Genomic DNA, 14189 nt, shown 5'->3' with positions numbered 1-14189 from the left:
GGTGATTTGTTTCTGAATGTGTGATCTCTCCCGCTCAGTCTTCGTCAAGAAGACTGCCCCTCGCCGTCGTCTGGGGATTGATACAGGGCCTTCCATGCAAACGCTGTTGAACGAGATTCTCGAAGAAGTACGTCCCTTGATCGGCAAGGGCAAAGTCGCTGACTACATTCCCGCGCTGGCTGACGTGCCGGCGAACCAGCTGGGCATCGCTGTCTATGGCAACGATGGCAGTTACCACTGCGCAGGCGACGCGCAGGTGCCATTCTCGGTGCAGAGCATTTCAAAGGTGTTCAGCCTAGTTCAGGCCATTGGCCATTCGGGTGAAGCCATTTGGGAGCGGCTGGGGCATGAGCCTTCGGGGCAGCCGTTCAACTCGCTGGTGCAGCTGGAGTTCGAGCGCGGGCGGCCGCGTAACCCGTTCATCAATGCAGGGGCATTGGTGATCTGCGATATCAATCAGTCGCGCTTCGCTGCCCCCACGTTGTCGATGCGCGATTTTGTCCGACGGCTTTCAGGCAACCCCCACATCTCGATCAATACCCGGGTCGCTGATTCGGAATATCAGTTTCGCGCGCGCAACGCTGCCATGGCGTACCTGATGCAGTCATTTGGCAACTTCCATAACGAGGTCGAGACGGTGCTGCGCAGTTACTTCAGTTACTGCGCACTGCAAATGAACTGCCTGGACCTGGCGCGGGCATTCTGCTTCCTGGCCAATGATGGGTTCTGCAAGCACAGCGGTGAGCAGATCCTGACGCGGCGCCAGACCCAACAAGTGAACTCGATCATGGCCACCAGCGGGCTGTATGACGAGGCGGGGAATTTCGCCTTCAGGGTGGGTTTGCCTGGCAAGAGTGGCGTGGGTGGCGGGATCGTGGCGATCGTACCGGGGCAATTTACCGTATGCGTGTGGTCGCCAGAGCTGAATGCGGCGGGCAACTCCCTGGCCGGGATGGCGGCGCTTGAGCTGCTCAGTTCGCGGATCGGATGGTCGGTGTTCTGATCTGCGAACTCAGGGGCCATCAGGCGTCGCCTTGGCGGGTCAGAACGCGTACACCAACGTGGCCGTGGCGCTGCGTGGGCTGCCATACCAGCCGCGCGCGCCAATCGCCGTGTAGTAGGTTTTGTCCAACACGTTGTTGAGGTTCAGTGAAACGCTGGTCTGCGGCGTGAAGGCATATTGAGCCATCAGGTCGACCACGCTGTAGGGGTCCTGGGTGAACGTTTCGTTGTTGGGCCCGGCGCTCTTGTAATATTCGGTACCCTGCCAGCGCACACCACCCCCTACCTTCAACTGTGGCAGGGTCGAAAGGCGGTAGCTGGTGAACAGTTTCAAGGTGTCTCGCGGTATTTCAGTGTTCAGGCGGTCGCCATCCGAATCCTTGCTCACCGCATAGGTGTAGCTGGCCGAGACCTGCCAATCAGGCAAAATCTCGCCCGCCATTTCCATCTCGAAACCACGTGTCTTGGTACCCGATTCGGCACGGTAGGCCTGGTTGCCGTCTGGCGCCAGGTTGCTTCCGTCGGCTACCGCCAGGTTGTCCTGGTGCACCTCGAATACGCTGAAAGCGGTGGTCAGGCGCTGGTCCCAGAACTCACTCTTCAGACCGAGTTCGTAGTTCACGCCTTCCAGCGGGTCCAGGTAGGTACCGTTGATATCCTTGTTGCTCTGCGGCTTGAAAATGGTGGTGTAACTGGCATAGGCCGACCAGTGCTCGTTGAGGTCATACACCAGGCCAAGGTAGGGCGTGACGACCCCGGTTTCGCTACGCGAGGTGCGGCTTGTCGCGCCAGACGACAGGGTGGTAGAGGTTTCGTCGCGTTTCCAGTCAATCAGCCGCGCCCCGGTAATCAGCGACAGGTCATCGGCCAGGCTCCAGCGTACCGAAGCCACCAGGCCGTCCTGGGTTTCATCCAGCGCATCTTCCGAGGACTTGGCATGGATGGCGTCTGGTATCGCCAGCGAACCGTCCCAGGTGTAAATGTTGTCGATGGTCTGGATCGCCCACAGTGGGTAACCGTCGTTGCGGTAGTAGGCGCGGTAGTGACTGGCCCCGAGGTAGGCCTGGTGCTCGCGTGACAACAGCGCGAACGGGCCCGACGCCGACAGGTCGAACGAGGTCTGCCGGGGCTCGCCGGCCCAACGCCCCGTCCAGGTGCTGATGCCACTGCCATCGGGATTGACGGTGCCGCTGGCCGCGGTGGCAAAGGCGTCGTCATAGCTGCGACGGCTGTGTTCGGCATTCAGTTTCAACTGCCAGCCGTTGTCCAGTTGATGCTCCAGCGCAGTGAATACCGTCTTGGTGCGACGCTTGTGATAGCTCCAGTCCGAAGCCGAATTGAACGCGCGGGAGGGGCTGAAGTGACTGCCATCCGAATTGAACATCGGGAAGCCGTGGTTGCCTGCCCCGTCGTTGTCCATCTCCTGATATTCCGCACCTGCTGTCAGCATCGTGCTGTCGGTGATGTCCCACTCCAGCACCCCATAGGCCACCTGCCGTTCCAGCGATTGGCGGTCGACGTAGCTCTGGCTGTCGGTATTGGAGGCGACAAAGCGCCCGCGGACATTGCCGCTTTGCGTCAACTTGCCAGAAACGTCCAGCTCGGTGCGGTAGTTGTCCCACGAGCCCGCTTTCAAGGTCAGCTTGCGTTGTGTTTCCAGGGTCAACTTCTTGCGGATCAGGTTGACGGTGGCGCCCGGGTCGCCAGTGCCGGACATCAGGCCCGTAGCACCGCGCACTACCTCTACCCGGTCATAGGACACCATGTCGGAGAGGTCGTCCCTGAAGCCAAAGGTATCGGGGCGGTTGATGCCGTCCACCTGGATGCTGCCGACCTCGAAGCCGCGCACGTAGATATGGTTGGCGTCGCTTCCGGCGGGCCCCATGCTGTCAACGACCACGCCTGGTGTCTGTTCAAGCACTTGGGCAACATCGTTCAGGTTCTGGTCTTCAATCTGCTGGCGGGTGACCACGCTGACCGATTGGGGTGTCTCGCGTGCAGACAACCGCAGCCCGGTTGCGGTATTGACCGAGCCGGTGGTGTAGCTGCCGGTGCCCTCGGTGGTGGCACCCAGGGCCATGCTGGAGACGGTGGTTGCCGCAAGCTCCATGGTGCCATCCTGTTCAGCGCTAACCAGCGTGAAGTGCTTGTCGCCCGCTGCCTGCACCTGCAAGCCACTGCCTTGCAGCAGTTCTGCCAACGCCTGATGCAGCGCGTAATTGCCGTTCAGCCCTTTGCTGTGCAAGCCTGCGACTGCTTCATGGCTGAAACTGATGACTGCCCCGCTGGCGTCGGCAAACTGGTCGAGTGCGTGAGCCAATGACCCTGCCGGGATGCTGTAACCCACAGGTTCGGCCCAGGCATGTGCAGTGCCCAGCAGCGAGCCCGCGAAGCTGACCGCTAGCGCGGTTTGGCGAATACGGGTGGCGGGGGAGGGAAAGCGAGCGGACATCCATTGACTCCTTGCTGATCGAATACAAGTGCTCCCAGTAACAAACGTGTTGTTGACGGAAATACTTAGTAGCAAGGTGCTGATAGGGCTGAGGATCTACTTTGACAGTAATATCCTCATCGCAGCACCAGGCTGCTCCTGCCAGTGCTGTACAGGCTTTGAAACCGACATGCAGGCTCTCGGTACTTGCCCAGGCAGTGTCCGGACGGCGCCCGTGGAACCCGCGCATTCACCGGAAATGGAACCTACCGAAGATGACCCGCGAAGCGTTTGCTCCTTATCAGTGCCTTGCCACTGACTTGCTGAAGTATCTGCCGTCTGACCAGAATGATGGCTCCCACGACTTGGCCCATATTCATCGTGTGTGGGTCAATGCGCACCGGATCCAGCGGGTGGAGGGTGGCGACCTTGAAATCTTGCTTGCGGCGACGGTGCTGCACGACTGTGTGGCGGTGGAAAAGCATTCGCCGTTACGTGGGCAGGCCTCGACGTTGTCGGCGAACAAGGCTGCATCAGTCCTTGCTGAGATGGGCTGGCCGAGTGGGCGTGTTGAGCAGGTAGTGCATGCGATCAAAACACACAGTTACTCGGCGGGGTTCGAACCGCTGACACGTGAGGCCTGCATCCTTCAGGACAGTGACCGGCTTGACGCCATAGGCGCGGTGGGTATTGCCCGGTGTTTTTACGTCGCCGGGCGAATGGGGTCGGCGCTCTATGACTTCGAGAATCCTTTCGCGCAGCAGAGGGCGTACCAGGACGGGGCGTATGCCATCGAGCACTTCCAGACCAAACTGCTCAAGCTCGCCTCGGGCTTTAAAACCCAAGAAGGGGCGCGCCTTGCTGCCGAGCGTCATACCCGGCTTGAAACCTTTCTTACCCAGTTCATGGACGAGATTACCGGGGCAGGTTAGTCATGCCGGGCTTGTACCGTCGTGCTTGAGCTCAGTCAGCCCAACGCCACAGCGGCTCATCCAGCAACCCAACCCCCCGCAGCTGGGTTTGCCCTTGTATTTTTTCCAGCTCTAGCACATTGCACCCGTCACAGGCTGCCAGCGCGTTGATTAATGGCGCACTGTGCGATACCACCCAAACCTGGCTACGGCGTGATGCACGAATGATCAGCCGCGCCAAGGCCGGGAGCAGGTCCGCGTGCAGACTGGTTTCCGGTTCGTTCAACACCATCAGCGATGGCGGCCGTGGTGTGAGCAGGGCGGCCATCAGCAGAAGATAACGCAGGGTGCCGTCCGACAATTCAGCACCCTCGAGCGGGCGCAAAAGACCGTGCTGGTGCAGCCGTACACTGAACAGCCCGCCAGGTGGCGCATTGATCTCCAGACGGCTGCCGGGAAACGCGTCATTCAGCGCTTCCTCCAGATCCTCCACATCGCCAATTTCGATAATGGTCTGCAACGCCGAGGCCAGGTTGCGCCCGTCGTGATGCAGCACCGGCGAGCGAGTGCCCAGTTGGGGTTGACGGCAAGGCGCGTCACGGTCAATCCGGAAGTGATCGTAAAACCGCCAGCTGTTGATGAACGCGCGCAGGTCACCGATCTCCGGTGCCTGGCGTGGCCGGCCGACGATGTTGAAAAAGCTCTCGCCGCTGTCAGCATGCTGATCGAGCACTGCCCAGCGGTTGCCCTCGCGGGCCCGCACCAGGGCATTCTTGCGCTCGACCAGCAAGGAAGAGGGGCGATAGGCGCCAGCGCCCCAGATGGCCTCGCACTTTATTTCAGGGTCGAGCATGAACGCGCTCGGATACGGCAGGGGAATTGGCAGGCCGAGGGTGATGGCAAAACCGAGGTCTTCGGTGGCAAAGCCCAGGCGCAGGCGCCTGACTTCGCTCGGATGCTGGCCTTGGATGGGCACTTCGCCGCGCCGCATTCGTGCGCTGGTTTCTGGGCCAGCCCACCAGGTCGAATCCAGCCCGCCTTCACGGGCGAGGGCTTCGACCACACCGCCCTGTGCGGTTTCGGCCAGCAGGCGCAGCGCCTTGTACAGGTTGGATTTGCCGCTGCCGTTGGCACCGGTCACCAGGTTGAGTTGGCTCAGCGGCAGCACCAGGTGGTTGATCGAGCGGTAGTTGCCGATGGCAAGGGTAGTGAGCATGCAGTGCTTCCCAGCGTGGACCAGGCGACCGATTGTGGCCGAAGCGTGCCTGCCTTGTCAGCCATCCCTGCTGAGGCTGCTGCAAGTGAAGCAGGCGTGCGCACCGTCTATAGTGTGGGGCAACCTCTCGCGCAAAGGATGCTCACATGGCCAGATCAACAATCATGACAGCCGTTGTCACCTCATTGGCGGTGGCCTTGGCCTCTGGTCCGGTGCTCGCCGACCCGGGTAATGGCAAAGGCCAGGGCCAAGGTCAGGGGCACGGCAAGGGTCAGGTGCCGCACGCCCAGGGCCAGGGCAATTCGGGCGGTCACAAGCAGAGCGCCGGCGGCAATGACTGGCACGGCGGCCCGTCCATCGACCGTGGCGATGTACTGGGCATCCTCGGTGGCCACCGCAACTACTGGAGCCCGGGCCCGTCATTGCCTCCAGGTATTCAGAAGAACCTGGCCCGCGGCAAGCCCCTGCCACCTGGTATCGCCAAGAAACTGGATGGCCGTCTGTTGGGGCAGCTGCCTCACTACGACGGGTATGAGTGGATGCAAGCGGGCGCAGACCTGATTCTGGTCGCCGTGGCGACCGGGATCATCTATGAGGTATTGAGCGGGGCGTTCGACTAAGGCCGCAGGTGCGAGCAGTCCGCTCGGTCCCTGTAGGTGCAGGCGTGCTTCGGCTGGGCTGCGCAGCAGCCCAGCGAACTTTCAGTGCCGCCGCAACACAGCGGCCAGCCCAAGGGTCAGCACCACAGCGCACAGCATGGCCAGCCCGATGGTCACGCCAACGCCCCACGTTTCCAGCAGCCCTGCCAATACCAGATAGAACGCAATCACCCCCACCGCGCCGATCGCATTCCCCCGTACCATCGCCGCCATCCCGGCTCGCCCGCCCTGCACATGGGCGAACACTACCAGCGGCCAGGCAATCACCGGAATCGGCGCCAGCATCCCGCTGGTCGCCGGGCCCAGCCAACTGGCCAGGCTGGTGGTGATCATCAGCAGGGAAGTGGCAGATACCATGCGCAACGGGATTTCCCAGTGCCGGTGCCGGGGGCGGGCCAAGGTATCAGGTTTGGGCTCGCGGCCGCTGGCGCGGATCAGCACGCCAATCAGCACCAACGCCACTGCAATCGACAGATACAGGCTGCCCCAGTGGGTGAAGGCATAGGCGGCCAGGCCATAGAACAGCAACGCCAGCAGTACGGCCACGGCGATGCCGAGTGTGCGTGTGGCCAGCAGGTAGACGGTGTAGGTGGCCTGCACCGCCGCCAGGCCGCCCAGTGCGCCGGGCAATGCGCCCAGGGCGAAGGCCGTGCCCTGTTCCAGGCACAGGAAGGTCATCACCAGCGCCGAGGTGATCGGCAGGCCGGACAGCAATCCGCCTAACAGGCCGCCCCAGCGCCGGGAGGCGAGGGAGATGGCCCACATCAGCAGGGGGGTGATGGTCAGTTTCAGGTAAAACAGGGTCATTGCGGGTGCATCCAGGCTTGATGAAGGTGCGCCCGCCTTCGACATTGGGTAGGGCGCGGGTGAATCAGCCGCGGCTGGCCTCCAAGGCCTGGGCCAGGTCGGCGATGATGTCGTCACTGTGTTCGATGCCGATCGACAGGCGCACCATGTCCCGCGGCACGCCGGCCTTCTCCAGTTCCTCGTCGTTGAGCTGACGGTGGGTAGTGGAAGCGGGGTGACAGGCCAGTGACTTGGCGTCGCCGATGTTCACCAGGCGTACCACCAACTGCAACGCGTCGATGAAACGCGCGCCAGCCGCCTGGCCACCCTTGATGCCGAACGACAGGATCGATGCCGGCTTGCCGCCGGTGTAGCGCTGGGCCAGTGCATGTTCGGGGTGGTCGGGCAGCCCGGCGAACTTCACCCAGGCCACTTGCTCGTGGGCTTGCAGGTAATGGGCGACCTTTAGCGCGTTCTCGGTATGGCGCTCCATGCGCAGGGCCAGGGTTTCCAGGCCTTGCAGGATCAGGAAGGCGTTGAACGGCGACAGCGCGGCGCCGGTGTTGCGCAAGGGCACCACACGGCAGCGGCCGATGAAGGCGGCAGGCCCGAAAGCTTCGGTGTAGGTGACGCCGTGGTAGGACGGGTCGGGGGTGTTGAGCAGGGCGAAGCGTTCCTTGTTTTCGGCCCAGGGGAATTTGCCGGAGTCGATGACGATGCCGCCGATGCTGGTGCCGTGACCGCCGATGTACTTGGTCAGCGAGTGCACGACGATATCGGCGCCGTGCTCGAACGGCCGGCACAGCACCGGGGTGGCCACGGTGTTGTCGACGATCAGCGGCACCCCGTGGCGGTGGGCGGCCTCGGCCAGCGCAGCGATATCAACGATATTGCCGGCGGGGTTGCCGATGGACTCGCAGAATACCGCTTTGGTACGCGCATCGATCAGCGCTTCGAGGGCGGCGATATCGTCATGGGCCGCGAAGCGGGTGTGGATACCCATGCGTGGCAGGGTGTGCGCCAGCAGGTTGTAGGTGCCGCCGTACAGCTTGGCCACCGAGACGATATTGTCGCCGGCTTCGGCGACGGTCTGGATGGCGTAGGTGATAGCCGCCATGCCCGAGGCTACGGCCAGCGCGCCAACCCCGCCTTCCAGGGCGGCCATGCGCTGCTCGAGCACGTCGTTGGTGGGGTTCATGATGCGCGAATAGATGTTGCCGGCAACCTTCAGGTCAAACAGGTCGGCGCCGTGCTGGGTGTCGTCGAAGGCGAAGGAGGTGGTCTGGTAGATCGGTACGGCCACCGCCTTGGTGGTCGGGTCGGGGCTGAAGCCCGCATGGATGGCAAGCGTTTCCAGCTTCATGCAATCGTTCCTTGAGCGTGGGTGGAAGCGTTCGAGCATGCGGCGGCGAGCGGGCGTGGGTCAAGGGTGTCGCTCTGGCGGTTCATGGTTCGCGTGACAATTCGCTGATCGGCAGTTGATCCTGCTTCACGTCGGGTTCCTGAGGCGAGCTCACTCTGTTCGCCACCCCAAACGGTACATGCACCATCGGCAGGTTCCCCGCTGGCGATTGCAGGTGCGTGCGCTGGTCGTCAAAAAACACATGCGGCTTCAATATCGACAACACCCTGGGCTTATCCATGCCGCCTAGAAAAAAGCACTCATCCGGGGATACGCCCCAATCCTTCAAGGTTGTCACTACTCGCTCGTGCGAAGGCGCGTTGCGCGCCGTGACGATGGCAATGCGCAGAATCCGCTGGTACGTCGGGTCCTCGGCCAGCTTGCGGTCCTCCAGCATGCGTATCCGCGAAAGCTTGCGGTAAAGGTCTGCCAGTGGCCCCGGCGAATGCGGGGTGCCCTTGTGCATGCGCTCGTGTTCCTGAAAGTCGTCCAGGTTGTCGTTGCGCTTGTAAACACTCTCTGCCTCGTCGTCGGCAATCACGCCATCGAAGTCGAAGGCCACCCGCAGCTCAGTATCGATTTCATCATCGTAGATGCGCGTAGGCAGTACACGCCCGGCAGGGTAGTTGGCGTCGATGGCCTTTTGCACATCTTCCTCGTTGGCGCTGAGAAACAGCGAGGCATTGAACGCCGGGATGTATTCGTAGGGCGAGCGGCCCGACATGAATGCCGCGCGGGTGATGTCCAGCTGATAGTGGCTGATGGAGCGGAACACCCGCAGGCCGGTTTCCGGTGAGTTGCGCGAGAGCAGCACCACTTCCACCGGCAACTGGTCGGGGAACGCCTTGTTGATGCTCAGGAAGCGGCGAATGAACGGGAGCGCCACCCCCCTGGGGAACGGCTCGTCCAGGTTCTGTTCCTGGTGCTGGCGGTAAGCCTCGACACCTTGTGTCTGGTAGATGTCATCGGAAACGGAGAGGTCGAACAGCGCACTCGAGGCAACGCCGATGACCAGCTTTTCTTCAATGGGGTAAGGCATGCAGCGGCTCCTGCGAGTGGCATGAAGGCAAGTGTACGCGCACGTTGTGACGAAAGCCGTCAATTGCGCGACTGATCAGTGGATCCGGTAGTGTCATTTTGATAGCTTCTCGCCCCTTACCGCAGTATCCGGACAGTGATTGATGAACCAGCTACATGAACACGGCACCCTGACTCCGCTTGCCGAGGCGAATGGGAACACGATGCACGAAAGCCACCTTGAGGCAGACGCGTCGGCCCAGCAGGCCACCGAGCACGAAGCACTGCAGGCCAGTATCGAGGCGCTGAACAAAAAGCTCGTGGCAACTACCCTGGCCCGTGTGCAGAAGGAAGGGGCGATTCGCAAGCACCTTGAGCAGTGCCAGCAGCAACTGGCCGCCAGCAATCAGGCTCGGGAGGGGCTGTCCATCACGGTGACAACGGCGCTGAAGAAGCTCGCGCTGGCAGCAAGCACCCAGGCAGACCGTGTGGACAGTGTGGAGGCGCGCTTGACCGGCCTGGCTGAGCGCCAATGTAAATGCGTCGCGCAGTCAGCAGCCGGTTGGCCCGCGTACCTGGAACGTCATGGAGTGTCGTTGGTCGCCTTGGCCGTGGCTGTGTTTACGCTGGGGCTGCACCTGCTTGGGTAGTGCAACCTCAAGGCCGCACTGGGTTCAAGCGTTGAAGTGCCAAAGCTTGCGGGTTGGCGACGTTCTTCGGCACCCCGTCGAAAAACGCCAGCACATTGTCGAAGGCGTCACCGAAGTACAGCTCGTAGCCGCTCTTCTCCACATACCCCAGGTGGGGCGTACTGAGTACACGTGGGTGGCGCAGCAGTGGATGGGCCGGGTCGAGTAACGGCTCTTCCTCATAAACATCCACCGCCGCGTAGCCCGGCCGCCCGGCATCCAATGCCTGCAGTAATGCGCCTGGTGCGATCAGTTCCGCGCGGCTGACGTTCACCAGCAAGGCGTCGGGCTTCATGTGGGACAGGTCGTCGAAGGTCACCCCATGGCGTGTCTGATCCGAAAGGCGCAGGTTCAGGCTGACAATATCCGCCTCGGCAAAAAACGCCTCACGCGAGGCGGCAGCAGCGTGCCCATCGGCTTTGGCTGCGGCGCGGCTGTTGTCGCTGCCCCACACCAGCACGGGCATGTCGAAGGCCTGCGCATAACGCGCCAGGCGCTGGCCGATCTTGCCATAGCCCCAGATGCCCAGCGTCTGCCCGGCCAGCGCCTGGCCCAGGTTGACCTGCCATTGGCCTTGGCGGAAGGCATCGATGGCCGGCACCAATTGCCGGCGGGCATTGAGGATCAGCGCCCAGGCCAGTTCGGCAGGCGCTACCGGCGATCCGCGCCCCTCGGTCACGGCAATGCCGCGCGCGGTGCAGGCAGCCAGGTCAAGGTGGCTGGACACCTTGCCGGTCTGGCTGATCAGCTTGAGGTTGGGCAGGCGGTCGAGCAAGGCGGCGTCGATGCGTGTGCGTTCGCGGGTGAGTACCAGGGCATCGGCATCGGCAAAACTTGCGGCAAGTTGTTCCAGCGTGGCAGGCGGGAGCTCATGAAGGACGCTGACAGCATGCCCGCTCAGCTTGCCGAAGCAATCGAGGGTACGGATTACATTTTGGTAGTCGTCGGGAATGACAATGCGCATGGTGGTCTGGCCCGGGCGGTACAGTGAAGCGTCGAAGATAACCTAACGGGGGGAATCGGTGTCAGATCAGGCTGCAGTCGCTGCACATCAGCACCGGCTCTGCCGCCCAGTGATGCAACCGCCATGCGTTGGCGGCCCTGTCGCGACACGAGGCCGCCCCTACTGGCCACCAGATAGCTGCTCCACCAGAAAATCCACAAACACCCGCACCCGTGCCGGCATCGCCGGGCCGCCGACGAACACCGCATGAATCGGTTCCCGATCACCCGGGTTGTAAGCCTCCAGCAACGGCACCAGTTGCCCGTTGGCCAGGTCATCGGCCACGGTAAAGGTGCCGATACGCGCCACGCCGGCGCCCAGCCTGGCCAGCTGCGCCAGCGCCTCACCACTGCTGCATTCGATATTCCCTTTCACCTTCAGTGAGAATGTATGCCCGTCGCGGTGAAACGGCCAGTCAGGCATCGCGCGGCGGAAGTTGAAGCGCAGGCAGTTGTGCCTGGCAAGGTCTTCAGGTTCAAGCGGGGTACCGTAGCGTTGCAGGTATTCTGGCGAGGCCACCACTACCTGGCCGGTCTCGCCAATGGCGCGCGCGCTCAACGAGCTGTCCGGCAGGTGACCGAAGCGCAGCGCCACGTCGGCCTGGCCGCCGAGTATATCGGCCACCTCGTCGCTGAGGGTCAGGTCAACCAGCACTTGCGGGTAGCGTGCACTGAAGGCCGCCAGCAGCGGCACTACGGTCAACCGGGCATGGCCCAGCGCAGCGCTGACCCGCAAGCGCCCGCGTGGCACGCCTTGGTCAGTGATGGCTTCTTCCACTTCGAGCATGTCCGCCAGCACCCGCCGTGCGCCGCGCAGGTAGGCCTCTCCCTCGGGGGTGAGGGTGAGCGCCCGGGTCGTACGCAGCAGCAGGCGGGTACCCAAGCGCTGTTCGGTGCGGGCGAGAATGCGGCTGACCGCCGAGGGCGTCAGGCCTAGCGCTCGGGCGGCAGCAGACAGGCTGCCCGCTTGCGCCACCTTGGCAAAAATCTCCATCTCGCCGGATCTGCCACTGAAGTCCATTTGTGCCTCTCAAGCAAAGGTGGTTCGCAAAAATGCAGTCTAGTGCGCGTTTTAAACGGATCGTAGCATTTGCGGCATAGATAAGGAGCTTGCCATGCGTATCAATCCACCGCTTGTCGCACTCGCCATCGGTGCCTTCGGCATCGGCGTTACAGAGTTTGCCCCCATGGGCATGTTGCCCAGTATCGCTACCGACCTCGGTGTTTCCATTCCTGCTGCGGGGCTGCTGGTCAGTGCCTATGCCATCGGCGTGCTGATCGGCGCGCCGCTGATGACCCTGGCCACGGTGAAGATCCCGCGCCGTTACCTGTTGATCGGGCTGATGGCCATTTTCACCTTGGGCAACCTGATGTCGGCCCTGGCCAGCGACTACGCCAGCCTGCTGGTGGCCCGCGTGGTCACTTCACTCAACCACGGCGCCTTCTTTGGCATCGGCTCGATCGTCGCGGCCAGTGTGGTGCCGCCCGAGAAGCGCGCCGGGGCCGTGGCTGCAATGTTCATGGGTTTGACCCTGGCCACCATCGGCGGCGTGCCGTTGGCGACCTGGTTGGGTGAAATGCTGGGTTGGCGCACGGCGTTCTGGGGTATTGCCGGGCTTGGCCTGGTGGCGATGACCACACTCTGGTACGCACTGCCCAATGTTGCGTCGCCCAAGGGCGAGGGTGCCATGGCCGAGATCCGTGTGCTGGGCCGCAGGCCGGTACTGGCGGCCCTGTTGCTGACCGTGGTGGGCTCCAGCGCCATGTTCACGGTGTTCACCTACATTGCGCCGATCCTGCAGCATGAAGCGGCGGCGTCCACCCCCTTCGTGACGGCCATGCTGGTGCTGTTCGGTGTCGGCCTGACCTTGGGCAACGTGTGGGGCGGCAAGGCGGCGGACCGCTCGATTGATCGCACCCTGCTCCTGTCACTGGCTGGGCTGATTGCCGTGCTGCTGGTGTTTCCGCTGGTACTGGACTGGCCGCTGCCGACCGCCCTGGCGATCCTGGTCTGGGGTGCGGCCAGCTTTGCCTTGGTGCCGCCGCTGCAAATGCGGGTCATGGAAGCGGCCAAGGATGCGCCCAACCTGGCCTCGGCGGTGAACATTGGCGCGTTCAACCTGGGCAATGCGATCGGTGCGGCGCTGGGTGGCGCGGTGATCAACGCGGGGCTGGGCTACCGGCGATTTCCCTGGCGGGGGCTGCGATGGCGACGCTGGGGCTGGTACTGGTGCTGCTGTTTGCCTGGCGTGGGCGAGGGGGGCTAGCCGGGCGGCAGGTTGCGGTGTAACAGGTCGGAACCTTGGGGCGCCTTGCGCCCCTCGATACACTACCTTGCGGGTACTACGGGGTACCGTTTCGGCCATGCAAGTGATAGGCAGGGCGCTCGCTCAGGCGCTCGTAGTAATCGCGCACCGCGGGCAGGTGCGGGTGCTCGAACGGCGTTTCGAACCAGCGGTTGACCGACAGGCCGATCGGGATGTCGGCCAGGGTGAACTGGCTGCCGGCCACATAGGCACCGGTGCTGGCCAGCTGGCGGTCGAGGATGCGCATGTAGCGTGACCACTCGGCACAACCGGCAGCCAGTGCTTGCGGGTCCTGGTGAGCGGGCGAATGCCTGACCAGCGACATGAACGCGTAGCTCCAAGAGCGGTTCAGGTCCGAGGCCTGCCAGTCGATCCACTGGTCGATCCGCGCCCGCGCCTGGGCCTCGCCGGGATAGAACGCGGTGGCGCCGTAGCGGCTGGCCAGGTAACGGATGATGCTATTGGATTCCCACAAGGTGAAGTCGCCGTCCTGGATCACCGGAATCATGGCGTTGGGGTTCAGCGCGAGGAACTCGGTGCTGTCAGTGGCCTTGAAGCCAGAACCCCAGTCTTCGCGCTCGAACGCGATCTCGAATTCGGCGCAGGCCCACAGGACTTTTCGCACATTGATGGAAGAGGCTCTTCCCAGTATCCGCAGCATGGTGTTCGTCCTTGTGTGGGGGAGGTTGATCGTCCGCCACTCCCGGGGGCGGGTCAAGGGGCTGAGCGGTGGCTCGGCGCTCCCTGTGCAGGGTTCTTGTAGTCCAT

At 62.9% G+C, this 14189-nt stretch carries 12 protein-coding genes and 1 pseudogene; 5 read left to right on the top strand and 8 right to left on the bottom strand.

Going from position 1 to position 14189, the window contains the following annotated elements:
* The first annotated feature begins 94 nt into the window (after positions 1-94).
* Positions 95-1003 (top strand): glutaminase B, encoded by a 909-nt coding sequence (gene glsB, locus ACF8O8_RS15320; protein WP_014591518.1) that lies wholly within the window; start codon positions 95-97, stop codon positions 1001-1003.
* 39 nt (positions 1004-1042) lie between these two features.
* Here glsB and ACF8O8_RS15315 read toward each other — a convergent pair whose 3' ends face one another.
* The gene (locus tag ACF8O8_RS15315; RefSeq protein WP_392509928.1) at positions 1043-3454 is read right to left on the bottom strand and encodes a TonB-dependent siderophore receptor; all 2412 of its coding nucleotides are present in this window, start codon (positions 3452-3454) and stop codon (positions 1043-1045) included.
* A 254-nt stretch (positions 3455-3708) separates the two neighbouring features.
* Between ACF8O8_RS15315 and ACF8O8_RS15310 the strand changes: the two genes are divergently transcribed.
* Complete coding sequence (locus ACF8O8_RS15310; RefSeq protein WP_010953454.1) at positions 3709-4365, top strand: HD domain-containing protein; 657 nt, start codon at positions 3709-3711, stop codon at positions 4363-4365.
* A 31-nt stretch (positions 4366-4396) separates the two neighbouring features.
* Here the strand turns inward: ACF8O8_RS15310 and ACF8O8_RS15305 are convergent, their stop codons facing one another.
* Positions 4397-5560, bottom strand: a complete 1164-nt coding sequence (locus ACF8O8_RS15305; protein WP_010953455.1) for an AAA family ATPase — start codon at positions 5558-5560, stop codon at positions 4397-4399.
* A 146-nt stretch (positions 5561-5706) separates the two neighbouring features.
* Between ACF8O8_RS15305 and ACF8O8_RS15300 the strand changes: the two genes are divergently transcribed.
* Entirely contained in the window at positions 5707-6180 is a 474-nt protein-coding gene (locus ACF8O8_RS15300) for an anti-virulence regulator CigR family protein (RefSeq protein ID WP_392509927.1), read from the top strand.
* Between the two features lie 81 nt (positions 6181-6261).
* Here the strand turns inward: ACF8O8_RS15300 and ACF8O8_RS15295 are convergent, their stop codons facing one another.
* The 3 genes from ACF8O8_RS15295 to ACF8O8_RS15285 form a co-directional block, all read right to left on the bottom strand.
* On the bottom strand, positions 6262-7026 hold the full coding sequence (locus ACF8O8_RS15295; RefSeq protein WP_392509926.1) for a hypothetical protein: 765 nt from the start codon (positions 7024-7026) through the stop codon (positions 6262-6264).
* A 64-nt stretch (positions 7027-7090) separates the two neighbouring features.
* Positions 7091-8368, bottom strand: coding sequence for a bifunctional O-acetylhomoserine aminocarboxypropyltransferase/cysteine synthase (locus ACF8O8_RS15290; protein ID WP_020189925.1), 1278 nt, complete (start codon positions 8366-8368; stop codon positions 7091-7093).
* 82 nt (positions 8369-8450) lie between these two features.
* Positions 8451-9446 (bottom strand): 5'-nucleotidase, encoded by a 996-nt coding sequence (locus ACF8O8_RS15285; protein WP_392509925.1) that lies wholly within the window; start codon positions 9444-9446, stop codon positions 8451-8453.
* Positions 9447-9588: 142 nt separating this feature from the next.
* Between ACF8O8_RS15285 and ACF8O8_RS15280 the strand changes: the two genes are divergently transcribed.
* Positions 9589-10074 (top strand): hypothetical protein, encoded by a 486-nt coding sequence (locus ACF8O8_RS15280; protein ID WP_392509924.1) that lies wholly within the window; start codon positions 9589-9591, stop codon positions 10072-10074.
* Between the two features lie 7 nt (positions 10075-10081).
* Here ACF8O8_RS15280 and ACF8O8_RS15275 read toward each other — a convergent pair whose 3' ends face one another.
* Both ACF8O8_RS15275 and ACF8O8_RS15270 read right to left on the bottom strand, forming a co-directional pair.
* Positions 10082-11077, bottom strand: coding sequence for a D-2-hydroxyacid dehydrogenase family protein (locus ACF8O8_RS15275; protein WP_010953463.1), 996 nt, complete (start codon positions 11075-11077; stop codon positions 10082-10084).
* 159 nt (positions 11078-11236) lie between these two features.
* Positions 11237-12136, bottom strand: coding sequence for a LysR substrate-binding domain-containing protein (locus ACF8O8_RS15270; RefSeq protein ID WP_060489578.1), 900 nt, complete (start codon positions 12134-12136; stop codon positions 11237-11239).
* 94 nt (positions 12137-12230) lie between these two features.
* Between ACF8O8_RS15270 and ACF8O8_RS15265 the strand changes: the two are divergent.
* A pseudogene (locus ACF8O8_RS15265) lies at positions 12231-13405 on the top strand (MFS transporter).
* Positions 13406-13458: 53 nt separating this feature from the next.
* On the opposite strand, the gene ACF8O8_RS15260 reads toward ACF8O8_RS15265, so the two are convergent.
* On the bottom strand, positions 13459-14082 hold the full coding sequence (locus tag ACF8O8_RS15260; RefSeq protein WP_010953466.1) for a glutathione S-transferase family protein: 624 nt from the start codon (positions 14080-14082) through the stop codon (positions 13459-13461).
* Between the last annotated feature and the right edge of the window lie 107 nt (positions 14083-14189).

This window comes from Pseudomonas sp. TYF_14 (assembly GCF_043105275.1).
GTDB lineage: Bacteria > Pseudomonadota > Gammaproteobacteria > Pseudomonadales > Pseudomonadaceae > Aquipseudomonas > Aquipseudomonas alloputida.
Note: the sequence above shows the minus strand (reverse complement) of the source record. Positions and strands in the feature narration are given on the sequence as shown.